General features: G+C 70.5%; 22 protein-coding genes. 11 read left to right on the top strand and 11 right to left on the bottom strand.

Annotated elements, in window-relative coordinates:
* The first annotated feature begins 9 nt into the window (after positions 1–9).
* The 3 genes from ABJI51_RS32910 to ABJI51_RS32900 all read left to right on the top strand — a co-directional run bounded on the left by ABJI51_RS32910 (position 10) and on the right by ABJI51_RS32900 (position 2,854).
* A complete protein-coding gene (locus tag ABJI51_RS32910; RefSeq protein ID WP_348954954.1) occupies positions 10–309 on the top strand; it encodes a hypothetical protein in 300 nt (99 codons plus the stop codon).
* 197 nt (positions 310–506) lie between these two features.
* Positions 507–1,808: an amidohydrolase gene (locus tag ABJI51_RS32905; protein ID WP_348954953.1), complete on the top strand. Its 1,302-nt coding sequence runs from the start codon at positions 507–509 to the stop codon at positions 1,806–1,808.
* 203 nt (positions 1,809–2,011) lie between these two features.
* Entirely contained in the window at positions 2,012–2,854 is an 843-nt protein-coding gene (locus ABJI51_RS32900; protein ID WP_348955016.1) for a DUF559 domain-containing protein, read from the top strand.
* 53 nt (positions 2,855–2,907) lie between these two features.
* On the opposite strand, the gene ABJI51_RS32895 is transcribed toward ABJI51_RS32900, so the two are convergent.
* Positions 2,908–3,360, bottom strand: coding sequence for a gamma-glutamylcyclotransferase family protein (locus ABJI51_RS32895; protein ID WP_348954952.1), 453 nt, complete (start codon positions 3,358–3,360; stop codon positions 2,908–2,910).
* Positions 3,361–3,487: 127 nt separating this feature from the next.
* Here ABJI51_RS32895 and ABJI51_RS32890 point away from each other — a divergent pair, with 127 nt between their 5' ends.
* The 5 genes from ABJI51_RS32890 (at position 3,488) to ABJI51_RS32870 (ending at position 7,802) form a co-directional block, all read left to right on the top strand.
* Positions 3,488–4,888 carry an NAD(P)H-quinone dehydrogenase gene (locus tag ABJI51_RS32890; protein WP_348954951.1) on the top strand — a complete coding sequence of 467 codons (1,401 nt, stop codon included), beginning with the start codon at positions 3,488–3,490 and terminating at the stop codon, positions 4,886–4,888.
* A 73-nt stretch (positions 4,889–4,961) separates the two neighbouring features.
* On the top strand, positions 4,962–5,414 hold the full coding sequence (locus tag ABJI51_RS32885; protein ID WP_348954950.1) for a hypothetical protein: 453 nt from the start codon (positions 4,962–4,964) through the stop codon (positions 5,412–5,414).
* A 222-nt stretch (positions 5,415–5,636) separates the two neighbouring features.
* The gene (locus tag ABJI51_RS32880; protein ID WP_348954949.1) at positions 5,637–6,188 is read left to right on the top strand and encodes a hypothetical protein; all 552 of its coding nucleotides are present in this window, start codon (positions 5,637–5,639) and stop codon (positions 6,186–6,188) included.
* Positions 6,189–6,270: 82 nt separating this feature from the next.
* On the top strand, positions 6,271–6,918 hold the full coding sequence (locus tag ABJI51_RS32875) for a class F sortase (protein ID WP_348954948.1): 648 nt from the start codon (positions 6,271–6,273) through the stop codon (positions 6,916–6,918).
* A gap of 80 nt (positions 6,919–6,998) precedes the next feature.
* Entirely contained in the window at positions 6,999–7,802 is an 804-nt protein-coding gene (locus ABJI51_RS32870; RefSeq protein ID WP_348954947.1) for a VOC family protein, read from the top strand.
* 48 nt (positions 7,803–7,850) lie between these two features.
* Here the strand turns inward: ABJI51_RS32870 and glpK are convergent, their stop codons facing one another.
* Both glpK and ABJI51_RS32860 read right to left on the bottom strand, forming a co-directional pair.
* Positions 7,851–9,365, bottom strand: coding sequence for a glycerol kinase GlpK (glpK, locus tag ABJI51_RS32865; protein ID WP_348954946.1), 1,515 nt, complete (start codon positions 9,363–9,365; stop codon positions 7,851–7,853).
* A 31-nt stretch (positions 9,366–9,396) separates the two neighbouring features.
* Positions 9,397–10,146 (bottom strand): MIP/aquaporin family protein, encoded by a 750-nt coding sequence (locus ABJI51_RS32860; protein WP_348954945.1) that lies wholly within the window; start codon positions 10,144–10,146, stop codon positions 9,397–9,399.
* A 246-nt stretch (positions 10,147–10,392) separates the two neighbouring features.
* On the opposite strand from ABJI51_RS32860, the gene ABJI51_RS32855 reads away from it, so the two are divergent.
* Positions 10,393–12,132: a glycerol-3-phosphate dehydrogenase/oxidase gene (locus ABJI51_RS32855; RefSeq protein ID WP_348954944.1), complete on the top strand. Its 1,740-nt coding sequence runs from the start codon at positions 10,393–10,395 to the stop codon at positions 12,130–12,132.
* 300 nt (positions 12,133–12,432) lie between these two features.
* Here the strand turns inward: ABJI51_RS32855 and ABJI51_RS32850 are convergent, their stop codons facing one another.
* The 6 genes from ABJI51_RS32850 to ABJI51_RS32825 all read right to left on the bottom strand — a co-directional run bounded on the left by ABJI51_RS32850 (position 12,433) and on the right by ABJI51_RS32825 (position 17,278).
* Positions 12,433–12,963 carry a GNAT family N-acetyltransferase gene (locus ABJI51_RS32850; RefSeq protein ID WP_348954943.1) on the bottom strand — a complete coding sequence of 177 codons (531 nt, stop codon included), beginning with the start codon at positions 12,961–12,963 and terminating at the stop codon, positions 12,433–12,435.
* A 91-nt stretch (positions 12,964–13,054) separates the two neighbouring features.
* Positions 13,055–14,074 (bottom strand): hypothetical protein, encoded by a 1,020-nt coding sequence (locus tag ABJI51_RS32845; RefSeq protein ID WP_348954942.1) that lies wholly within the window; start codon positions 14,072–14,074, stop codon positions 13,055–13,057.
* 76 nt (positions 14,075–14,150) lie between these two features.
* Complete coding sequence (locus ABJI51_RS32840) at positions 14,151–14,531, bottom strand: DUF1707 SHOCT-like domain-containing protein (protein WP_348954941.1); 381 nt, start codon at positions 14,529–14,531, stop codon at positions 14,151–14,153.
* A gap of 6 nt (positions 14,532–14,537) precedes the next feature.
* Entirely contained in the window at positions 14,538–15,047 is a 510-nt protein-coding gene (locus ABJI51_RS32835) for a DUF1707 SHOCT-like domain-containing protein (protein WP_348954940.1), read from the bottom strand.
* Between the two features lie 58 nt (positions 15,048–15,105).
* Complete coding sequence (locus tag ABJI51_RS32830; RefSeq protein WP_348954939.1) at positions 15,106–16,896, bottom strand: acetyl/propionyl/methylcrotonyl-CoA carboxylase subunit alpha; 1,791 nt, start codon at positions 16,894–16,896, stop codon at positions 15,106–15,108.
* A 106-nt stretch (positions 16,897–17,002) separates the two neighbouring features.
* Positions 17,003–17,278: an SAV_915 family protein gene (locus ABJI51_RS32825; RefSeq protein ID WP_348954938.1), complete on the bottom strand. Its 276-nt coding sequence runs from the start codon at positions 17,276–17,278 to the stop codon at positions 17,003–17,005.
* A gap of 129 nt (positions 17,279–17,407) precedes the next feature.
* On the opposite strand from ABJI51_RS32825, the gene ABJI51_RS32820 reads away from it, so the two are divergent.
* On the top strand, positions 17,408–18,136 hold the full coding sequence (locus tag ABJI51_RS32820) for a hypothetical protein (RefSeq protein ID WP_348954937.1): 729 nt from the start codon (positions 17,408–17,410) through the stop codon (positions 18,134–18,136).
* 69 nt (positions 18,137–18,205) lie between these two features.
* Here ABJI51_RS32820 and ABJI51_RS32815 read toward each other — a convergent pair whose 3' ends face one another.
* Positions 18,206–19,558 (bottom strand): dicarboxylate/amino acid:cation symporter, encoded by a 1,353-nt coding sequence (locus tag ABJI51_RS32815; RefSeq protein WP_348954936.1) that lies wholly within the window; start codon positions 19,556–19,558, stop codon positions 18,206–18,208.
* Between the two features lie 103 nt (positions 19,559–19,661).
* Positions 19,662–20,291, bottom strand: coding sequence for a Maf family protein (locus tag ABJI51_RS32810; protein WP_348954935.1), 630 nt, complete (start codon positions 20,289–20,291; stop codon positions 19,662–19,664).
* A 116-nt stretch (positions 20,292–20,407) separates the two neighbouring features.
* Between ABJI51_RS32810 and ABJI51_RS32805 the strand changes: the two genes are divergently transcribed.
* The gene (locus ABJI51_RS32805) at positions 20,408–22,255 is read left to right on the top strand and encodes a glycoside hydrolase family 3 protein (protein ID WP_348954934.1); all 1,848 of its coding nucleotides are present in this window, start codon (positions 20,408–20,410) and stop codon (positions 22,253–22,255) included.
* Positions 22,256–22,311: the final 56 nt, after the last annotated feature.

Raw genomic sequence — 22,311 nt, 5'->3', positions numbered from 1 at the left:
AGGGATGACATGGCGAAACTGCGGGTTCTGGTCCTGGCCGGGGTACTCGGCGCGGTGCTGTTCACGGCGTCGCCCGCCCTCGCCGAGCCGGTGCGGACGGCGGCCGTCACGATGACCGTCGCGCACACGTCGGCGCTGGTGCCGGTGCAGACGCAGCCGCCGGGCCCGGTGCTCGACCCGGCACAGACCGACAAGGCGAACAGCCAGAAGACCAAGAACAAGCTGATCGCGGGCCTGCTCGCGGTCGTCCTGCTGGCCATCGTGATCTACGGGCGGAAGATGCGCTCGAAGAAGGCCAAGGGGTCCTGAGGTTTTCGGCTTTGCCGAACTGCTGGACACCGTTCAACGCAGATCCGGTACCGGCCATCTAGGACGGCCGTTTTCGAGGCGCGCGTTGCCGCCTGCATGGTGCACGATCGTCTGCAAATGCGTACGACAGATCGATCGGCACGACGCGTGACCCCAGCCGCTGCGCGGGTTACCCGTGTTGCGGGAGGAGGTGCGGCGTGACGGTGCTCGACTCACGGCCGGACGTTCCAGGCGACCCCCAAGGGCGCATCATCAACCCCATGGAGGGGTCCGAGGCGCTCATTTCCGAAGCCGGCGTAAGCATGGCTCCCGTGGAGGACCTTGGTGCGGGCCGCGGCCCGTTCTGGCTGGACGACTGGCTCCGCGCCAACGCGACCGACGTGCTCGCCTGGCGGCGGCACATCCACGCCCACCCGGAGCTGTCGCGGCACGAGTTCGCGACCACGGAACTGGTCGTCACGCTGCTGCGTTCGGTCGGGCTCAAGCCGTGGGTGCTGCCCGGCGGCACCGGCGTCGTCTGCGACATCGGCAGCGGCGAGCGGTGCGTGGCGCTGCGCGCGGACATGGACGCCCTGCCCCTGACGGAGGCGACCGGCCTGCCGTACGCGTCGACGGTCGAGGGCGCGGCCCACATGTGCGGCCACGACGCCCACACGGCGATCCTGCTGGGCGCGGCCCGCGCCCTGGCAGGCGCGCCGGAGCTGCCCGGCCGCGTCCGGCTGATCTTCCAGCCCGCCGAGGAGGTCATGCCGGGCGGCGCGCTGGACATGATCGCGGCGGGCGCGCTGGACGGCGTCGAGCGCATCTACGGCCTGCACGTCGACCCGCGTCTCGAGGTCGGTTCGGTGGGGATGCGCGTCGGCGCGCTGACGTCGGCGGCGGACCTGATCGAGCTGCGCCTGACGTCCCCCGGCGGCCACACGTCCCGCCCGCACCTGACGGCCGACCTGGTCCACGCGCTCGGCACGGTGATCACGTCCCTGCCGGCGCTGCTCTCCCGCCGCGTCGACCCCCGCTCGGGCACGGTCCTGGTCTGGGGAGCGGTCCACGCGGGCCAGGCGGCCAACGCGGTGCCCCAGGAGGGCGTCCTGCGCGGCACCCTGCGCACGGCCGACCACGAGGTCTGGACGGCACTGGAGCCCCTGGTCGCGTCTTCGGTGGAGTCCCTCCTGGCTCCCACCGGCGTCGGCTTCCACCTGGACTACCGCCGCGGAGTCCCCCCGGTGGTCTCCGACCCGGACTCGACAGCCCTGATGCGAGCCGGCGTCGAGGCAGCGTTGGGCGAAGGCGCAGTCGCCCCGACAGAGCAGTCCTCCGGCGGCGAAGACTTCGGCTGGTACCTGGAGCACGTCCAGGGAGCCTTCGCCCGCCTCGGCGTCTGGCCCGGCCCCCCGGCCCCCCAGTCCGACATCCACCGCCCGACCTTCGTCCTCGACGAGCGAGCCCTGCTCTGCGGAGTCCGAACCCTGGTCCACACAGCCCTAACCTCCCTCGCCTAGTGATGCCCCTCCAGTCACGCGTGATGCCCGTGCAATCACGCGTGATGCCTCTTTCCGCACAGAGTTATCCACAGGTATCTCGAGTTGTCCACAGGCGGTGAGATCGGCCCTTCCCTTCGTCGAGGGAAGGGCCGATTCTCGAGTATGTGATCAATTGGGGAGGACGACATGGAGCGGTTTCACGGGCCGAGGCCGACCGGATCCTGGGGCGCCGCGCGGTGCTCGAAGGACTGGCGAGCGGGCTCCTCGCGCAGCCTTGGCGAGGTGTGCTCATCCACGCCGCCGATTCGCTCAACCTGACGACGCTGGCGCAGGCGGCGTTGATCCACGTCGGCCCGCCCGCGGCGTTGTCCGGCGCCACTTCCCTTGCGCTGCACGGGCTTTCGGTGTGCACGAGTACGATGATCCACCTCTCCGTACCCCCGGTGAAACGCGCTCGCTCGAAGCCCGGACTGGTCATCCACCGGGCCGAATTCCAGCCGTCGGACGTGGTCGAACTCGACGGTCTTCCGGCCTTCTCGCTCGACCTCGCCCTCGCCGATCACCTGTGCGACGGCGACGAGCGGACGGCCTTCGCGGCTCTCGATCAAGCCCTGGCGAGGCTCCCGGAAGACCACCGTCCGATCCTCCGGAAGAACGTCCGTGACCGCCTCGTCGACCGCCGGGACCGGCGAGGTATCCACAGGGCGCAGATGCTGCTGGCGCTCGCGACCGGACAGGCCGAATCGCCGCCGGAGAGCATCCTCCGGCTGATCGTCGTCGAGGCGGGGTTCCCGGTTCCGGAGCCGCAGTTCGAGATCACCGCGGTCGACGGCCGCCGGCTCTACGTCCTCGACATGGCCTGGCCCGAGTTGCGGATCGCGCTCGAGTACGACGGGTTCGCCGCGCACGAGGATCGGCACGAACGCGACGCCGAGCGGGATGAGCGGATGGCGGGGCGAGGCTGGATCACGATCCGCGCGACGGCGGTGGACCTCCGGGAGCCAGGCCGTGTCATCGCCGAGTTGCGGGACGCGTTCAAGCTACGTTCGGGGCATCACGCGTGACTGGAGCGGCATCACGCGTGATCAGACGGGCATCACGCGTGATGGAAGGGGCATCAGCCGGTGATGCCGGTGCAGGGGCGGGTTCTGAGGTCGTCGACGTAGTCGGCGGGGGCACCTGCCGCCTCGGCGGCGTCGGCCAGGACGCCCAGGTAGCGGGCCGAGGGGAGGCCGCCTTCGTAGGCGTCCAGGACGTACAGCCAGGCCAGGACCGAGCCGTCCATCGTCTGGACGCGGAGGCGGATCTTCGTGTGGATTCCCAGCTCACCGCCTTCCCAGCGGTCGAGCCCGGCCTCGTCCAGCGGGGTCACGTCGTAGAGGACGACGAAGACCCGCGAACCCGGGTCCTCGACGATCGTGGCCAGGGCACCTTCCCAGCCGAGGTCCTCGCCGCCGAAGGTCAGGCGCCAGCCCTCCAGCCAGCCGGTGCCGGCCATCGGCGAGTGCGGCGCGCGCTCCAGCATCTGGGCGGGCTCCATGTTCGATCCGTACGCGGCATACAACGGCACGCCGACAGCGTAGCGATACCTCGCTCACCCGAGTGGACGCACTCGCCGTGTTCGCCCACTTCGGTGTCCGGTCACCTTCGCCGCGTACGGTGAGAGCACCGCACGGACTGCCATGAGGAGGACCCAGGTGACCAGGATCGTGATCATGGGCGGGGGCCCGGCCGGCTACGAAGCCGCGCTCGTCGCGGCCCAGCACGGCGCCGACGTCACGATTGTCGAGCGCGACGGCCTGGGCGGCGCCTGCGTGCTCTACGACTGCGTCCCCTCGAAGACGTTCATCGCGAGCTCGGGCGCGCTGGCGAAGATGCACGACCTTGGCGAGCTGGGCATCAACACCGACCTGGCCGACACCAGTGTCGACCTGCCGACCGTCCACGGCCGGGTGAAGGGCCTCGCGCTCGCCCAGTCCGCCGACATCCGCGCCCGCGTCCAGCGCGAAGGCGTCCGCGTCGTCATCGGCGAAGCCCGCTTCGACGACGACGAGCCCGGCCTCGCGACCCACAAGGTCACCGTCACGACGGCCGAAGGCACCGAGACGCTGCCTGCCGACGTCGTCCTGATCGCGACCGGCGCGACCCCGCGCGTCCTGCCCGGCGCCGTCCCGGACGGCGAGCGCATCCTCGACTGGCGCCAGCTCTACGAGCTGCAGGAGCTGCCGGAGCACCTCGCCGTGATCGGCTCGGGCGTCACCGGCGCCGAGTTCGCGTCCGCCTACACCGAGATGGGGGTCAAGGTCACCGTCGTCTCCAGCCGCGACCGCGTGCTGCCGCACGAGGACGCCGACGCCGCCGCGGTGCTCGAGGAGGTCTTCTCGCAGCGGGGCACGACTGTCGTGAAGCACGCGCGCGCCGACCGCGTCGAGCGCACCGAGAAGGGCGTCGAGATCTTCCTCTCCGACGGCCGCGTGATCGAAGCCAGCCACGCGCTGATGACCGTCGGGTCGGTCCCGAACACCAAGGACATCGGCCTCGACAAGGTCGGCATCGCGCCCGGCCCCGGCGGGTTCATCACCGTCGACCGCGTTTCGCGCACCTCCGTTCCCGGGATCTACGCCGCCGGCGACTGCACCGGCGTGCTCATGCTCGCCTCGGTGGCGAGCATGCAGGGCCGCATCGCCATGTGGCACGCGCTGGGCGAGGGCGTCGCGCCGATCAAGCTCAAGACCGTCGCCGCCAACGTGTTCACCCACCCGGAGATCGCCACCGTCGGCATCAGCCAGCAGGCGATCGACTCCGGCGAGGTGCCCGCGCGCACCATCATGCTGCCCCTGGCCACCAACGCGCGCGCGAAGATGGAGGGCCTCCGCCGAGGCTTCGTGAAGCTGTTCTGCCGCCCCGCCACCGGCGTGGTCGTCGGTGGTGTCGTCGTGGCGCCGACGGCGAGCGAGCTCATCCTTCCCATCGCGCTCGCCGTCCAGAACCAGCTCACAGTGGACCACCTGGCACTGACATTTTCGGTGTACCCGTCGCTGTCGGGGTCGATCACCGAGGCCGGGCGCCAGCTCATGCGCCACGACGATCTCGACTGACGAACCCACGCAACCCCGGCGCACCCGTCGCGTCTTGTCGGTTGTAAGGCTGAAGGACGCGAAGGGTGCGAAGGTGCGCAAGACGGTGGTTTTCGTTGCGGCAGCGGTGATCGGGGCGACGGCGCTGGCGGCGCCCGCGACGGCGCAGCAGAGCAGCAGTCCCACGTCGGCCGCGCCCGCCGGTCACGTCCAGCTCAACGTCAACACCGCCATCAACCAGACGCTCGTGGACAAGTACGTCCGCGACGCGCCGAACGTCGCGCTGGGCAAGTGCGAGGGGGACAAGCCGACGTTCGTTTCGCCGGTGCTGACGTTCTCCAACTACACGCCAGGCCCCTTCATGGGCGCCGACGCGAACGTCAGCGCCGACGCCACGCTCAAGCCGGGCACGCCGGCCGGGTCGTACGAGCTGTCCGTGAGCTGCAGCACCGGGTCCTACACCACGCAGTTCACGGTGCCTGCCCCGCAGGTCTCGAAGGTGCCCTCCGGCGCCGCGAAAGCGGGCGACGGCAGCATGGCAGGCTGATTTCCCGAATCCGCAACGACCACCTCGGAGCCGCACTCCGGGGTGGTTTTTTCATGCTTTCAGCGTGCGGAATTTCGCGACCTTTTCGTGACCTGAACCGGGAACCGATCGCAGGTGGAGACGTCTTTGGGTGCGTAGGTGGGCGGAGGGGCCGGTGCAGGGGGAACTGCGAACGGTGTCCGTTTGCCGTCTTTTCCGAAACGGAAACACAGGGGAGAAACAATGAAGAAGGCTGTTGTCGTCGCCGGTATTTCGGCGGCATTCCTGGTCGTCGCGCCGAGCGCCGCGCTCGCGACCGCGCCGCCCACGCCGTCCACCTCGGCCGCGCCCACCAGCGAGCCGGAGTACCCGGACGGCCCGATGACCCGGGTCACCAAGCAGCTGTCCCTGCACCCGGGCAAGGCCCTGCCGGGTGCCCGGGTGAAGTTCGACTTCGGCTGCTCGACCCGTCCCGAAGAGGATGTCGACGTGCGGTCGGCCGCGCTCGTCGCCGACAAGCCCGGTTTCTCCTTCGGCACCGTCAAGAACGTGAAGCCGGGCAAGTACTCCGTCACGCTGCACTGCGGGCCGGAGACCTCGACCGCGACGCTGGAGGTCCTGGCGAAGCAGCCTGCCAAGCAGGTCACCAAGGTGCCCGCCGGGGCGCCGCAGACCGGCGGCACCGACGGTCCGGTCGACGGCTCCGGCGCTCCGGTGGCCGCCGCGGCCGCCATGGGCGTGCTCGCCCTCGGCGGCAGCGGGCTGGTCCTGGCCAGGCGGGTGCGACGCCGCTGACGGACGCGGGGGTAGCGTCGGGGCGGCCCGGCCGGGCCGCCCCGACGTGTCAGGGGAAAGCACGAAGGACGGGGGAGAACACATGAGCACGAAGACCATCGGCGGCAGGCGGGGCTTCCTCATCGCCCTCGTCGTGGCGCTGCTCGCCGCACTGGCGGTGCTGGCGGTGACGCTCGGCGGCGGCGACCCGGGCACCGCGCAGCCACCGCCCGCCCAGCCGGTCGCGGTGACCCCGCAACCACAGGCTGCCGCCGGGGACGCCGTCGCGGCTCTGCCCAGGTCCGAGCCCGTTTCGATCGACATCCCGAAGATCGGCGCGCATTCGTCGCTGATCGGGCTGGGCCTCAACCCGGACAACACTGTCCAGGTGCCGCCGGTGACCACGCCGCTGCAGGCAGGCTGGTACACCTACGCGCCGACGCCGGGCGAGGCCGGTCCGGCCGTCGTCCTCGGGCACGTCGACGGCAACCACCAGAAAGGGATTTTCTTCCGGCTCAAGGAACTCGCGCCCGGCGACCGCGTCGCCATCGCCCGCAAGGACGGCACCACGGCCACGTTCGAAGTGACGAAGGTGCACCAGGTGCCGAAGAAGGACTTCGAGAGCGAAGGCGTCTACGACGACACGCCCGGTCCCGAGCTGCGGCTGATCACCTGCGGCGGGGTCTTCGACCGCAGCGCGCACAACTACGTGGACAACATCGTCGTCTACGCCCGCCTGGTCCAGGGCTGATTTTCGGTTTTTGTCGGACCCCGGTGCCACACTGTGCCAGCCGTCACCTCCGGCGGCGCAGACGAGGGTTGGGAGACGACATGATGTTCCGGGACGAGCGGTGGCCCGACGGCACGCCCAGCTGGGTGGACCTGATGGTGCCCGATCAGGCGAAAGCGACGGCCTTCTACAGCAGTCTTTTCGGCTGGGACGTGCGAAGAGGCGGCGAAGAGACCGGCTTCTACGGCATGGCGGAGCTACGCGGCCGTCCGGTCGCCGGCATCGGCCAGGTCCCACCGGGCCAGGACATCCCGTCCTTCTGGACGACGTATCTCGCCGTGTCCGATGTGGACCGGACCGTTTCGGCGATCACCGAGGCGGGCGGGCAGCTCGTCATGCCCGTGATGGAGGTGATGAAGGAGGGCCGGATGGCCGTCGCGGCCGACCCGGCGGGTGCCGTCTTCGGCCTCTGGGAAGCCGGCAACCACATCGGCACGCAGGTCACCGCGGCCCCGGGCACGCTGGCGTGGAACGAGTGCATGAGCCGCGACTACCTGGCGGCGAAGGCGTTCTACGAGCAGGTCTTCGGCTACGGCTTCCAGGACCTGTCGAACGACGAATTCACGTACGCGGTGCTGCTGCTCGACGGCCGCCCGGTCGGCGGGATCGGCGCCCTGCCCGGGTCGGTGCCCGCGGAGGTGCCCTCGCACTGGTCGGTGTATTTCTCGGTGGCGGACACCGACGCGAGCGCGGCCAGGCTGCGGGAGCTGGGCGGCACGGTGGAAGGAGAGCCGTTCGACACCCCGTACGGGAGGCAGGTGCGGGTCACGGACGACCAGGGCGTGCCGTTCCTGGTGATCGCGCCCAACGAGCAGTCCGGCCTGCCGGAAGGCTGGGAGGGGTGAACGGGCGGCCGGGAGCGCCCCGAGGCGACGCCCCCGGCCGGGTGATGCTCAGTCCTCTTCGGAGACCCAGTCGAAGGTCTTGGTGACGGCCTTCTTCCAGTTGCGGTACTCGCGCTCGCGGCGGGATTCGTCCATGGCCGGATCCCACTGCTTGTCCTGTGCCCAGTTGGTGCGGATGTCGTCCTCGGACTTCCAGAACCCGACCGCCAGCCCGGCGGCGTACGCGGCACCGAGCGCGGTGGTCTCGTTGACCACCGGGCGGATCACCGGCACGCCGAGGATGTCGGCCTGGAACTGCATGAGCAGCTCGTTGACGACCATCCCGCCGTCCACCTTGAGCGACTTCAGCGGGACTCCGGAGTCGGCGTTCATCGCGTCGATGACCTCGCGCGACTGGAACGCGGTCGCTTCCAGCACCGCGCGGGCGAGGTGACCCTTGTTGACGAACCGGGTGAGCCCGACGATCGCGCCGCGAGCGTCGGATCGCCAGTAAGGAGCGAACAGACCCGAGAACGCCGGGACGAAGTACGCGCCGCCGTTGTCCTCGACGCTGCGCGCGTGCTCCTCGATCTCGGCCGCGGTCGTGATCATGCCCAGGTTGTCGCGCAGCCACTGCACCAGCGAACCGGTGACGGCGATGGAGCCTTCCAGCGCGTAGACCGTGTCGTTCGAGCCGATCTTGTAGCAGACCGTGGTCAGCAGCCCGTTCTGCGACATCACCTTCTCGGTGCCGGTGTTGAGCAGCATGAAGTTGCCGGTGCCGTAGGTGTTCTTGGCCTCGCCGGGCGAGAGGCAGGCCTGGCCGAACGTCGCGGCCTGCTGGTCGCCCAGGATGCCCGCGATCGGGACGCCGGCCAGCGCGCCCTTCTCGCGGACCTTGCCGTACTCCTCGGACGAGGAACGGATCTCCGGCAGCATCGAAAGGGGGATGCCCATCTCGCCGGCGATCTCGGCGTCCCACTGCAGGGTGTCGAGGTCCATGAGCATGGTGCGGGACGCGTTGGTCGGGTCGGTGACGTGCACGCCGCCGTCCGGGCCGCCGGTCATGTTCCACAGCACCCAGGTGTCCATGTTGCCGAAGATCAGGTCACCGGCTTCGGCCTTCTCGCGCGCGCCTTCGACGTTGTCGAGGATCCACTTGATCTTCGGCCCGGAGAAGTACGTCGCGAGCGGGAGGCCGACCTTCGCGCGGTAGCGTTCCTGGCCGCCGCCGAGGTTGCCGAGGTCGGTGACGATCTTGTCGGTGCGGGTGTCCTGCCAGACGATCGCGTTGTAGACCGGCTTGCCGGTCCTGCGGTCCCAGACGAGCGCGGTCTCGCGCTGGTTGGTGATGCCGACCGCGGCGATGTCGCGGGCGGTCAGGTCGGCCTTGGCCAGCGCACCCGCGGCGACGCGGCGCGTGTTCTCCCAGATCTCCTCGGCGTTGTGCTCGACCCAGCCTGCCTTCGGGAAGATCTGCTCGTGCTCGCGCTGGTCGACCGAGACCACGCGGCCCTCGTGGTTGAAGATCATGCACCGGGTCGAGGTGGTGCCCTGGTCGATCGCGGCTACGTACGAAGTCATGTCTGCTCCAGGAATTCGGAAGGGAGGGCGATCAGGTCAGGTTGTGCACGCCGAGGTAGAGCAGCGCGGCGAGGGCGCCGCCGGCCAGCGGGCCGGCGACGGGGATCCAGGAGTAGCCCCAGTTGGCGTTCGCCTTGTTGCGGATCGGCAGCAGGAACGCGTACGCGATCCGCGGGCCGAGGTCGCGGGCCGGGTTGATGGCGTAGCCCGTCGGCCCGCCGAGCGAGGCACCGATCACGAGCACCACGAACGACACGCCCGCGTAGCCCAGCGCGGAGTTGCCGAAGTTCGGGATGCCGCCGTCGCCTGCCGCGTAGGTCGGGCTGAGCAGGATCCACGCGACCAGCACGAAGGTGCCGATGATCTCGGTGACGAGGTTCCACGCCGTGTTCTGGATCTGCGGCCCGGTGGAGAAGATGCCGAGGGTGTTCTCGGGCTCGGGGTGGTCGTCGAACTGCAGCTTGTAGGTCGCCCAGCAGAGCACCGCGCCGATGATGGCGCCCGCCATCTGCCCGATGAAGTAGAAGGGCACGTCGCCCCACGGCGTCTTGTCGGCGATGGCGAGCCCCAGCGTCACCGCCGGGTTGAGGTGCGCGCCGCTGGGCGCGGCGATGCTGGCGCCGGTGAACACCGCGAAGGCCCAGCCGAGGTTGATGAAGAGGAAGCCCGCGTTGTGGCCGTTGTTCTTGCGCAACACGTGGTTCGCCACCACGCCGTTGCCGAGCAGGATCAGCGCTGCCGTTCCCAGCAGTTCCCAGACGATTATTGCCCCAGCACTCACCGCTGCACCTCCACACTGGACACTCTGCGCAGGGTCGATCACGGCGTGCCACGGCACCGTTGCCGACCCACGTCCGCGCGACGTTACCGGGGCGTAGAAGCTCCTTCCAAGCACCGGGCAGCCGAATTCTTTCAAGATCGCGGTCAAGATCGCGGAGGGTTACGCCACAAGTGTCATCCGTGGACGGGCGGATGATCACCTGGTCGTGCGATGCTGGAAGCCTCGCAGCACGAGGAGGAGTGTCACGTGGCCAGCGCCCAGCACGCAGCGGAGACGAACCCGGCCCGACTCGGCCCGCGCAAGCGGGAGGAAACGTGGCAGCGGCTCGGCAGCGAAACGTTCGACCTCGTGGTCATCGGCGGCGGCGTGGTCGGCGCGGGCACCGCGCTCGACGCCGCGACCCGTGGCCTGCGGGTCGCGCTCGTCGAGGCCCGCGATCTCGCGTCGGGGACGTCGAGCCGGTCGAGCAAGCTCTTCCACGGCGGCCTGCGGTACCTGGAGCAGCTGGAGTTCGGGCTGGTCCGCGAGGCACTGCGCGAGCGCGAGCTGATGCTGACCACGATCGCGCCGCACCTGGTGAAGCCGGTCAGCTTCCTCTACCCGCTGACGCACCGCGTGTGGGAGCGGCCGTACACCGCGGCGGGCCTGCTGATGTACGACACGATGGGCGGCGCGCGCAGCGTCCCCGGCCAGAAGCACCTGACCCGCGCCGGCGCGCTGCGGATGGTGCCCGCGCTCAAGCGGTCCGCGCTGATCGGCGGGATCCGCTACTACGACGCGCAGGCCGACGACGCCCGCCACACGATGACCGTGGCGCGCACCGCCGCGCACTACGGCGCGGTCGTGCGGACCTCGACCCAGGTCGTCGGGTTCCTGCGCGAAGCCGACCGGGTTTCGGGCGTGCGCGTGCGCGACGTCGAAGACGGCCGCGAAACGGAGATCTCGGCGGCCGCGGTGATCAACTGCACCGGCGTGTGGACCGACGAGCTGCAGCGGCTGTCCGGCGGGCGCGGCCGGTTCCGGGTGCGCGCGAGCAAGGGCGTGCACATCGTCGTCCCGCGCGACCGGATCGTCTCGGAGTCGGGCCTGATCCTGCGCACGGAGAAGTCGGTGCTGTTCGTGATCCCGTGGCGCAACCACTGGATCGTCGGCACCACCGACACCGACTGGAACCTCGACCTGGCGCACCCGGCGGCGACGAAGCATGACATCGACTACATCCTCGAGCACGTCAACACGGTCCTCGCGACGCCGCTGACGCACGCCGACATCGAAGGCGTGTACGCGGGCCTTCGCCCGTTGCTGGCGGGGGAGAGCGAAGAGACGTCGAAGCTGTCGCGCGAGCACGCGGTCGCGCGGGTGGCCCCGGGCCTGGTGGCGATCGCGGGCGGCAAGTACACGACGTACCGGGTGATGGCGGCGGACGCGGTCGACGCGGCGGCGGTGGACCTGCCCGGCCGCTCGCAGCCGTCGATCACGGACAAGGTGCCCCTCCTCGGCGCGGACGGCTACCACGCACTGGTCAACCAGGCCGACCACCTGGCCGCCGAGCACGGCCTGCACCCGTACCGGGTCCGCCACCTCCTCGACCGCTACGGCTCACTGGTCCACGAAGTCCTGGCCGCGGCCGAGGGCCGCCCGGAGCTGCTGAAGCCGATCGAGCACGCCCCGGACTACCTGGGTGTCGAGGTGGTGTACGCGGCTTCGCACGAGGGGGCGCTGCACCTGGAGGACGTCCTGGCCCGCCGCACCCGCATTTCGATCGAGTACGCCCACCGTGGCGTCGAGTGCGCGGAGCAGGTGGCCACCCTGGTGGGTGAAGTCCTCGGCTGGTCACCCGAAACGGTGAAGCACGAGATCGAGGTCTACCGAGCCCGGGTCCAGGCGGAGCGAGAATCCCAGTCCCAGCCCAACGACGAAGCGGCCGACGCCCTCCGCTCGGCGGCCCCGGAGGCCCGGGCGGGCATCGTGGAGCCGGTGAGCTGACCTTGTCCACAGCCGGGCCGAGTTGTGGACAACCGCCGCCGGCGAGGGGCTGGAAACCCGGTTTCGCCGGTGGGCGCCGATAGACTGGCCTCGGGGCCGCCCCCCTGGGAGTGGCGGGGGCTGTGGTTGGGGGCTGGGGGCTGTGGTTGCGGGCGCAGCTGGCTGTTGGGTGGCTCGGTGGATGTCATGAACGACTCGTTCATGTCCTCAGACGAGGTGAACGAGTCGTTCATGACGTCGCGGCGCAAGGACGAAAGGGCGGTCCAGTACATCGCGGCGCGAGGACGAAAGGCGGTCCGGTCAGGAAGTCCGGTGCCAGCGGATCAGGCGCTCGCCCGTCGGGGCGGGCTCCGGCTCGGGGCCGATCAACGTGAATCCGCAGCGCTGGGCCACCGTTGCCGAGGCCGTGTTGCTCTCTTCGTACCGGTAGCTCACCTCGGTCAGGCCCAGGCCTCCGAAACCGAAGCGCAGGGCCGCGTTCAAGGCCGTTGTCGCTATTCCCTTGCCTCGCTCGGCCGGGTGGACCCACACCGTTGCCTCCGCGTACGCCGCGTCCAGGTCCAGTTCGCGGAGGCCCACTTCGCCCAGGAGCCTGCCCGATGTCGGCTCTGCTATCGCCCAGGAACAGCGCTCGTCGCCTGCCCACTGGGCCGCTCGCAGCGCTACGTACTCCGTTGCCTCGTCCAGGGTGCGTAGGCGGTAATTGAGCACGTACTTGCGGTGCGTCGGGTCGGCGAACGCCTCCATCAGCGCCGGGCGGTCGTCGATGTGCCGGTCGGCGCGCAGCTGGCGCAGGTAGTACGTGCCCGCGTTGATCTCCACCGGTTCCACTCCGCCCAGCCTAGCCAGGCCGGGAACGTGCCGCTCCCGGCCTGGCGATCAGAGCGCGATCAGAGCGCGATCAGAGCCTGATCAAGGCACGTCAGGCCGGGGACAGGCGCCAGATCACCGGTACCCCGCCCGCGTCTCCCGTTCCGTTGGTCGCGAAGCCGGCGAGGGTGCCGTCGTCGGCTGCCACGTGGGTTTCGTACCTCGTGTAGCCGCTGGGGCCGCGGACCACGCCCGGTGCCGTGCCGCGCCACACCACTCCGTTGCCGTAGATCACCGGGCCCGACGGGGTCGACTCCAGGCCTACCGTCAGGCCCGCCTTGTTGACGCTCAGCGCGATCCCGCCGCCTTCGAGGCCGGTCGGCGGCGAGTCCGGCGTCGACCACCGCGCCGCCTGGTTGCCGCCCCACGAACGGGCGCCGACCACGACGCCGTTGCGGATCGCGTAGCCGGCCGCCCAGGCGGACGAACCCGGTGACAGCGGGCGGATCACGCCGTCCTTCCACAACGTCGAGCTGTTGCCCGTCGTGAACAGGATCGTCCCGTCGTCGTCGAGGTCACGTGCGTAGTACGTGTCCGGTCCCTTCGGGATGACCACCGGCTCGCTGCCGTCCGCCCGCCACAGGACCGCCGCTTCCGGGGCGGTGCTGGACCCCCACGCCTTTCCGAGCACGTCGCCGCGGGTGTTGATCGCGATGCCCTCGACCACGGTGTAGCCCGCCGGGAGAGCCTTGAGGTGATATCCCGTCGCGTCCAGCGTGTACGTCTGGCTGCGCATCGAGTCGTAGTCGTGGATCGTGCCGACCACGACGCCGGACGAGTTCTCGTCGTTGGCGTCCACGCGCTCGTAGCCGCTCGGCACCCCGCGCAGGACCGGCTGCCCGTTGCGCCAGCTCACCACCTGCGTGACGTCGTTGACCCGGAACGTGCCCGTGTACTCGCCCTTGCCGTCCGACCCGGTCAGGAAACCCGTGGTCGCGCCGGGTGGCAGCGGCAGGACCGTCGGCCGCCACGCGATGCGGATCGCCGCCGCGTCCGCGGGCTGGACCAGCACCGCCACGGACAGCGCGGCGACGACCGGCGTCAGCACACGCCCCCAGAAACCAGTTCTCATCGAAACTCCTTCTTCCCGACCTGCGTGATCACCACGCCGCGGGACGCCGGCCGGTTGCCCGGCGAACGGAGCAATCTCAGCGGCGGCGGACCCGTGCGAGCGCCGCGACCACCAGCGGCAACGCGACCGAGATGATCAGCAGGCGGCCGCGGGAAAGGATCAGGACCGCGATCGCCAGGACGATCGCGATCGGCACCGCGCTCCTGGTCAGGAACGTCGCCAGCGCGTTGTCCCCGGACGGCGCCACGGGCGCGGACACGCTGCCGAGCAGCGCGCTCGGCCGCGGCGACGGCAGGTCGTCGAACAGCGGGACCAGCTCGCTGACACGCTTGGCGGCGGTCACCTTCGCCGAGCGGGCGCCGTACTCGTCGAGGTCGAGCCGCCCGGTGCGGACGTGCTCTTCGAGGACGTCCAGTGCGTCCTGGCGCTCGGCGTCGCTCAGCCGCATGTCGCCCACGGCAGGTCAGCGGCCCAGCTCGCGACGGCGTTCCCGGTCGCGCAGGTGGTGCTCGTGGCGGCGGCGGTGGTGCTCGTCGTGGTTCCAGTCGTGGCCCCACATCGACTTGCCCAGCACCGTCAGCCCGATCGGGACGAAGACGATCGGCCAGCCCAGGGTGCCGGTGGCGATCAGCGCGATCGCCGCGATCCACGCCAGCGGCACGATCGCGGCGAGGAACCGCTGCGGCGGCGACCACGAATCCGGCGTGCCCGGCCGCTTCGGCTCGGGAACCGGCGCCGGTCCGGGCGTCGCGACGGCCTTGGGAGCGTCGTCGTACTGCGGGTGCGGCGCGGGCAGGTCGGCGAAGATCTCGCTGAGCTCGCCGCGGGTCTTGGCCGCGGTGATCCGCGCCGAGCGCTCGCCGTACTCGTCGATGTCGAGACGTCCCGCGCTCATGTGCTCACCGAGCGCGGACAGCGCGGATTCGCGGTTCTGGTCGCTGATCCGCAGCTGCGGAGACGGGACTTCGGTCACGGAGTCGATGGTAGGCCGCCTCGGGGGCGGCCCACCACGACATCTGTAACGAACAGTGCTACTTGATCTCCAGAAGCTGCGTGCCCTGCGTCACGGCGGCGCCGACCTCGACCGAAAGGCCGGTGACGGTGCCCGCTTTGTGCGCGGTGACCGGGTTCTCCATCTTCATCGCTTCGAGGACGAGGATCAGCTCGCCCGCTTCGACCGTCTGGCCCTCTTCGACGGCGACCTTCACGATGGTGCCCTGCATCGGCGCCGTGACGGCGTCGCCGCTCACCGCGGCCTTGGTGCCGCCGGCCCGCTTGCGCGGCTTCGCCTTGACCGCCGTGCCGCCCCCGCCGCCTTCGAGCGCGAACCCGCCCGGCAGCGAGACCTCCAGGCGCCGCCCGCCGACCTCGACCACGACGTTCTGCCGCGGCGGCTCCTCGGCGTCCTCGGCGTCCGGCGCGACGAACGGCTCGATCGTGTTCTCGAACTCCGTCTCGATCCAGCGCGTGTGCACGCTGAACCCGTTCTCGTCGCCGACGAACGCCGGGTCGTTGACGATCACGCGGTCGAACGGCAGCACCGTCGCCATGCCTTCGACGACCATCTCGTCGAGCGCCCGGCGGCTGCGTTCGAGGGCGTTGTTCCGGTCCGACCCGGTGACGATCAGCTTCGCCAGCATCGAGTCGAACTGCCCGCCGATGACACTGCCTGACTCGACGCCGGAGTCGACGCGCACGCCCGGCCCGCTCGGCGCGACGAACTTCGTCACCGTGCCCGGCGCGGGCAGGAAGCCGCGGCCGGCGTCCTCGCCGTTGATGCGGAACTCGATCGAGTGGCCGCGCGGCTCGGGGTCTTCGGTGATCCGCAGCTTCTCGCCGCGCGCGATGCGGAACATCTCGCGGACGAGGTCGATGCCGGTGGTCTCCTCGGACACCGGGTGCTCGACCTGCAGCCGGGTGTTGACCTCCAGGAAGGAGATCGTGCCGTCGGTGGCGACCAGGTACTCGACCGTGCCGGCGCCGTAGTACCCGGCTTCCTTGCAGATCGCCTTCGCCGATTCGTGGATGCGCTTGCGCTGCTCGTCGCTCAGGAACGGCGCGGGCGCCTCCTCGACGAGCTTCTGGTGGCGGCGCTGCAGCGAGCAGTCGCGGGTGCCGACGACGATCGCGTTGCCGTGCATGTCGGCCAGCACCTGCGCCTCGACGTGCCGCGGCTTGTCCAGGTACCGCTCGACGAAGCACTCGCCGCGGCCGAACGCGGCGACGGCTTCGCGCGTGGCCGATTCGAACAGCTCGGGGATCTCTTCGCGGGTGCGCGCGACCTTGAGGCCGCGGCCACCGCCGCCGAACGCGGCCTTGATGGCCACCGGCAGGCCGTGCTCGTCGGCGAACGCGACGATCTCGGCGGCGTCCTTCACCGGCTCCTTCGTGCCCGGCACCAGCGGCGCGCCCGCGCGCATCGCGATGTGGCGGGCGGTGACCTTGTCGCCGAGGTCGCGGATCGACTGCGGGCTCGGCCCGATCCAGGTCAGCCCGGCGTCGAGGACGGCCTGGGCGAAGTCGGCGTTCTCGGACAGGAAGCCGTAGCCCGGGTGCACCGAGTCGGCGCCCGAGCGCTTCGCGGCTTCGAGCAGCTTGTCGAAGTTCAGGTAGCTTTCGGCCGCCGTCGTGCCGCCGAGGGCGAACGCCTCGTCGGCCAGGCGGACGTGCGGTGCGTCGCGGTCCGGGTCGGCATACACCGCGACACTGGCCAGACCGGCGTCCTTGGCCGCTCTGATCACGCGTACGGCGATCTCGCCCCGGTTGGCGACCAGGATCTTGGTCACCGGACCACCCGTGGATTCGCCGACCTGCTCGGCCACCCCGCACCTCCTGCGTCCGACAGCTGCATTGCTGACCGCCCACGCGGCATCTGGGAAGTCTACGGATATGACGTCGCGAGTCTCTTGAGTGAGAGGTGAACCACGCTCAGACGCGGTGGCGCAGTTCCTCCGGCAGCGGCGAGTCGAGCACGATCACGTCGTACGGGTTCGCCGCGTGGACCTTGGGCAGGTGCTCGGTGTTCACCAGCACCCACGGCTGGTGCTCGCCGCAGCAGTCGATCAGCCGGTCGAGCGCGGTGAAGGCGACCAGCGCGGTGCGGCCGTCCGGGGTGCGGCGCAGCTCGATCGACGCGCCTTCGGCGGCGGGGTTCACCGGCCCGGTCGGCAGGTACAGGGCGGGCGGGAGGTTCGGGTTCGTCACCGGAACCACCATAGGCGGACACGCTGCGCAAGGTGTCACCCCGTCGGCTCCGACACCGCCGGGGGATTTCAGCCACATCGCCCCGGGCGTCGCCCACACACCGTGGCGACGCGGCTTACGCTCTGCCTTATGCGGACTACGGCGGCGCGGACGCCTCGGTCGGCGCTGCTAACGGCGGTGCTGGCCGCGGTGGTGACCGTCGGCGCGATCGGCACGGTGTTCGCGCTGCGCCCGCGCCCGGAGCTGCCCACCGGCGCCGCCGAGCCCGCGGCCGCCCCGGTGACCCCGGCGGCGGTCGGCTGCGGGGCCGGGCCGTGCCGGGAACTCGCGGCGATGACGGTCGGCGGGACGCCGGTGGTACTGCTCACCGACGCCTCCGGCGGGGCGGCGCGGGTGCGCGTCGGGCCCGAGCCGGGCACGGTGTTCGAGCTGGCGATCGCCGAGCTCGGGGTGCGGCTGGACGGGAACTCGCTGCGCTGCATCGACGGCGCGGCACCGGCGTGCCTGATCCGCGGCGACGTCGGCGGCGACGGCACGGCCGCCTACGGCGAGCTGCTCACCGGCAGCGGCGGCGTGTGGCGCGACCCGGGCAAGCCGTACTACGCGGACGCCGGGACGCTGTCGCTCTACGACGTCACGACCGACGGCCGTCCCGACGTGATCGTGGTCCGCCACGACTGCCCGGCCACGGTGTCCGGCACCCCGAAGTGCGAGGCGGCGCCGGTGCTGGCCGAGGTGTACGACCTGGCGGGCCGCTCGGTCGGCTGCACGCGGCGCTACACGGCGCCCTCGGACCTGCGCGGCTGGCCGGACGTCCGCCTGACGCGCGCCGACCTCCGCTCCTGTCCCGCTTCCTGAAGGCGCCACTTTCACGTGAAAGTGACGTGGAGGACGGGCCTCCGGGTCACTTTCACGTGAAAGTGCCGGTCAGGCGGGAGCGGGGGCCGTGGGGCGGGCCGCCGAGCCGTCGTCGGTGTGCAGCGGGCGGTCGGTCGGGGCGTTGAGGACGTCGTCGTCGAGGAGACCCTCGCTGCGCGCCACGATCGTCGGGACCACGATCTGGCCCGCGACGTTCGTCGCCGTGCGCATCATGTCCATGATCGGGTTGACCGAGTAGATCAGCGCCAGGCCCAGCGCGACCTGCTTCGCGTCGAGGCCGATGAACGACGTCGTCAGCGTGAACGCCGTCAGCCAGCCCGTGGTGCCCGCCGTCGCCAGCGCGCCGACCACCGCGACCACCACGATGCCCGCGTACTGCCAGAAGTTCAGCGACACCCCGGCGAGGTTCGCCACGAAAATCGCCGCGATGGCGGGGAAAACCGCCGCGCAACCGTCCATTTTGGTCGCACTGCCGAGCGGGGTGGCGAAGGCCGCGTATGCCGGCTGGACGCCGAGGTTGACCGCGGACTGGCGGGTCAGCGGCAGCGTGGCGGCCGAGGACTGGGACGCGAACGCGAACTGGATCGCCGTGCCCGCCTTGGCGAAGAACTTCAGCGGGCTGACCTTCGCCACGAACTGCAGCAGGATCGGGTAGACGACGAACAGCACGAGCAGGCAGCCGACGTACACCGCGAGCGTGGTGGAGAACAGCGGCCGGAACAGCGCGTCGCCGTAGTTGGAGACCGCCGCGCCGATCAGGCCGACGATGCCGATCGGGGCGAGGCGGACGATCCAGCCGAGGTAGCGCTGGATGATCTCGAACACGCTCGTCGTGAAGTCCACGAACGGCTTCGCCCTGTCGCCGAGGCTGTAGGCGGCCGCGCCGATGATCAGGGCGAGGAACAGCACCTGCAGTGTCTCGCCGTCCGAGAACGCTTTCACGAAGTTCTCCGGCAGCAGGCCCTTGACGAAGGCGCTCCAGGAACCCCAGTGGTCGACGCTGGCCGCGGCCCGGTCGGCGTTCTTGGCGGTCGCCGTGACGCCGCCGAGCCCGCCCGCGCCGGGGTCGAAGATCCGGCCGATCGCGATGCCGATCAGCGACGCGATGAACGACGTGATCGCGAACCACAGCACCGTCTTGCCGCCGAGGCGGGCGGCGGTGCGGCCGCCGCCGAGTCCGCGGAGGCTGTTGATGCCGACCACGATCGCCGTGAAGACCAGCGGGATCACCGCGATCTGCAGCAGGGTCGTGAAGATGGTGCCGATCTGGTCGAGGAGATCGGTCAGCCAGCCGGCCCCGGTCTGCCGGGCGACGACGCCCAGCAGGGCGCCGACGACCAGCGAGCCGAGGACCGCGGCCGCGAACACCCGCGGCTTGGTGTAGGTCCGTACGAAGGACACGGGGCGACTCCGGTGCTCGAAAGTTTCAGTCTGGCTTGCCGGGTGAAGAGAACGTTAGGCAAGCGCAGACTCTTCCGGATCACCCGTTCGTGTGGCGCTCTTCTCAGGATGCGGGAGGCCGCCAGAGGTCCACGACGCTCACGCCGACCTCGCCCAGCAGCCGCCGGGTCAGCGGCAGGCTGATGCCGATGACGCTGGTGTGGCCGCCGTCGAGGCCTTCGACGAACCAGCCGCCGAGCCCGTCGATCGTGAAGCCGCCCGCCACGTGCAGCGGCTCGCCGCTGGCGACGTAGGCGTCGATCTCGTGCTGGCTCGGCGTGCCGAACCGGACGGTGGTCGACTCCCAGCCGGACGCCTCCTTCGAGCGGGTCCCGCCGTCGAGCCGGACGACCGCGTGCCCGGTGAGGAGTTCACCGGTTGCCCCGGCCATCGCGGCCCAGCGCTCGCGCGCGGCCTCCGGAGAACCGGGCTTGCCGACCATCTGCCCGTGAATCGAAAGCATCGAATCGCAGGCGACGACGACGGCGTCCGGATGGGCCGCGGCGACCTGGTCGAGGACGGCCTCGGCCTTGGCCGTCGCGAGGGCGCTGACCAGCTCGGACGGGGACGGATCGACCAGCGACGCGGCGACGGCGTCTTCGTCGACGCCGGAGACGAACACGGCCGGATCGACGCCGGCCGCACGCAGCGTCGCGAGGCGGGCGGGGGACTGGGAAGCGAGGACGAACTGCACCCCCGAAACGTACCCGGCCAGGCGGTCGTGACCGAATTGTGACCGACGTCACGCGAAGCGAGAGCTACTTTGTTGTGGCTCGCAACATATGGGTCCTGGATTTTCGGAGAGAACCAATGCCGCTCCTCCGCACCACCAGATCGCTGCGAACCACCGTCCTGGCCGGCCTCCTCCTGTCGGGCACCGTCCTCGTCCCCGCAGCGGCCGCGTCGGCGACGCCGCTCTACAAGAACCCCTACGCCCCGGTGCCGATCCGCGTCAACGACCTGATGGCGCGGATGACCCTGGACGACAAGATCGGGCAGATGACCGAGGGCGAGCGCGGGTCCGCCACGCCCGCGCAGGCCGCGGCCGCGCGCCTCGGCTCGGTCCTCTCCGGCGGCGGTTCGGTGCCGACGCCCAACACGCCTGCCGGATGGGCGGACATGATCGACGCCTACCAGAAGGCGGCCACGTCCACCGGGCTCGGCATCCCGATCATCTACGGCGCCGACGCCGTCCACGGCCACAACAACGTCTACGGCGCCACGGTCTTCCCGCACAACATCGGCCTCGGCGCGGCGAACGACCCCGGGCTCGTCAAGCGGATCGGCGAAGTCACCGCCGACGAAACCGCCTCGACCGGCGTGAAGTGGGCCTTCGCGCCCTGCCTGTGCGTCGCCCGCGACGACCGCTGGGGCCGCACCTACGAGTCTTACGGCGAGATCCCGCGCAACGCCGTCGAAAACTCTGTCATCGTCGAAGGCCTGCAGGGCCGCGACCTCGGCGCGCCGACGTCGGTACTGGCCACCGCCAAGCACTTCATCGGCGACGGCGGCACCACCGGCGGCGTCGACCAGGGCAACACCCAGATCAGCCTCGACGAGCTGCGCCGGATCCACCTGCCGCCGTTCCGCGCCGCGGTCGACCGCGGCGTCGGCTCGGTGATGATCAGCTTCAACAGCTGGAACGGCGTCAAGGACCACGGCAACAAGTTCCTCATCACCGACCTGCTCAAGGGCGAGCTGGGCTTCACCGGCTTCGTGATCTCCGACTGGAACGGCATCGACCAGATCGACGGCCAGCAAGGCTTCACCGCGGCCGAGGTCAAGCAGGCGGTCAACGCCGGCATGGACATGGTGATGGTGCCCTACGACTACCAGAAGTTCATCGACACCCTGCGCGCCGAAGTGCTCAACGGCGACATCCCGATGTCGCGCATCGACGACGCGAACCGGCGCATCCTGACGAAGAAGTTCGAGCTCGGCCTCTTCGAGCACCCGTACACCGACCGGTCGCTGCAGAAGGACTTCGGCAGCCCGGCCCACCACGCACTGGCGCGGCAGGCGGTGCGCGAGTCGCAGGTGCTGCTGAAGAACGACGGCGTGCTGCCGCTGGCCAAGAAGAACAGCAAGATCTTCGTGGCCGGGAAGAACGCGAACGACATGGGCAACCAGGCGGGCGGCTGGACGCTCACCTGGCAGGGCCAGAGCGGCGAGCGGGTCATCCCGGGCACGACGATCCTCGACGGCATCAAGGCCGGTGCCGGGAAGGGCACGGTGGTGACCTATGACCGTGAGGGTGACGGAATCGACGGCAGTTACCGGGTCGCGGTCGCCGTGGTGGGCGAAACGCCGTACGCCGAAGGGCAGGGAGACCGGCCGGGCGGAGTCGTCCTCGACGCCGAAGACACCGCACTCCTCGCCAAGCTGAAGGCCACGGGCGTCCCGCTGGTCGTGGTGACGGTCTCCGGGCGGCCGGTGGACATCTCCGCACAGCTGCCGTCGATCCGCGGCCTGGTGGCGGCCTGGCTGCCGGGCTCGGAGGGCGCGGGCGTCGCGGACGTGCTCTACGGCGACTACAACCCGACCGGCAGGCTGAGCTTCACCTGGCCGAAGAGCGCCTCGCAGCAGCCGATCAACGCCGGTGACGGCAAGCAGGGCCTGTTCCCGTACGGATACGGCCTGTCCTACCGGCGACGCTGAACCACCGCTCCCGCGGTCCAGGCGAGCCTCCGGTCCCCGACACCGGAGGCTCGCCC

It is taken from the genome of Amycolatopsis melonis (genome assembly GCF_040064235.1).
Classification (GTDB): Bacteria; Actinomycetota; Actinomycetes; order Mycobacteriales; family Pseudonocardiaceae; genus Amycolatopsis; species Amycolatopsis melonis.
This window is presented reverse-complemented; position numbering and strand designations above follow the sequence as displayed.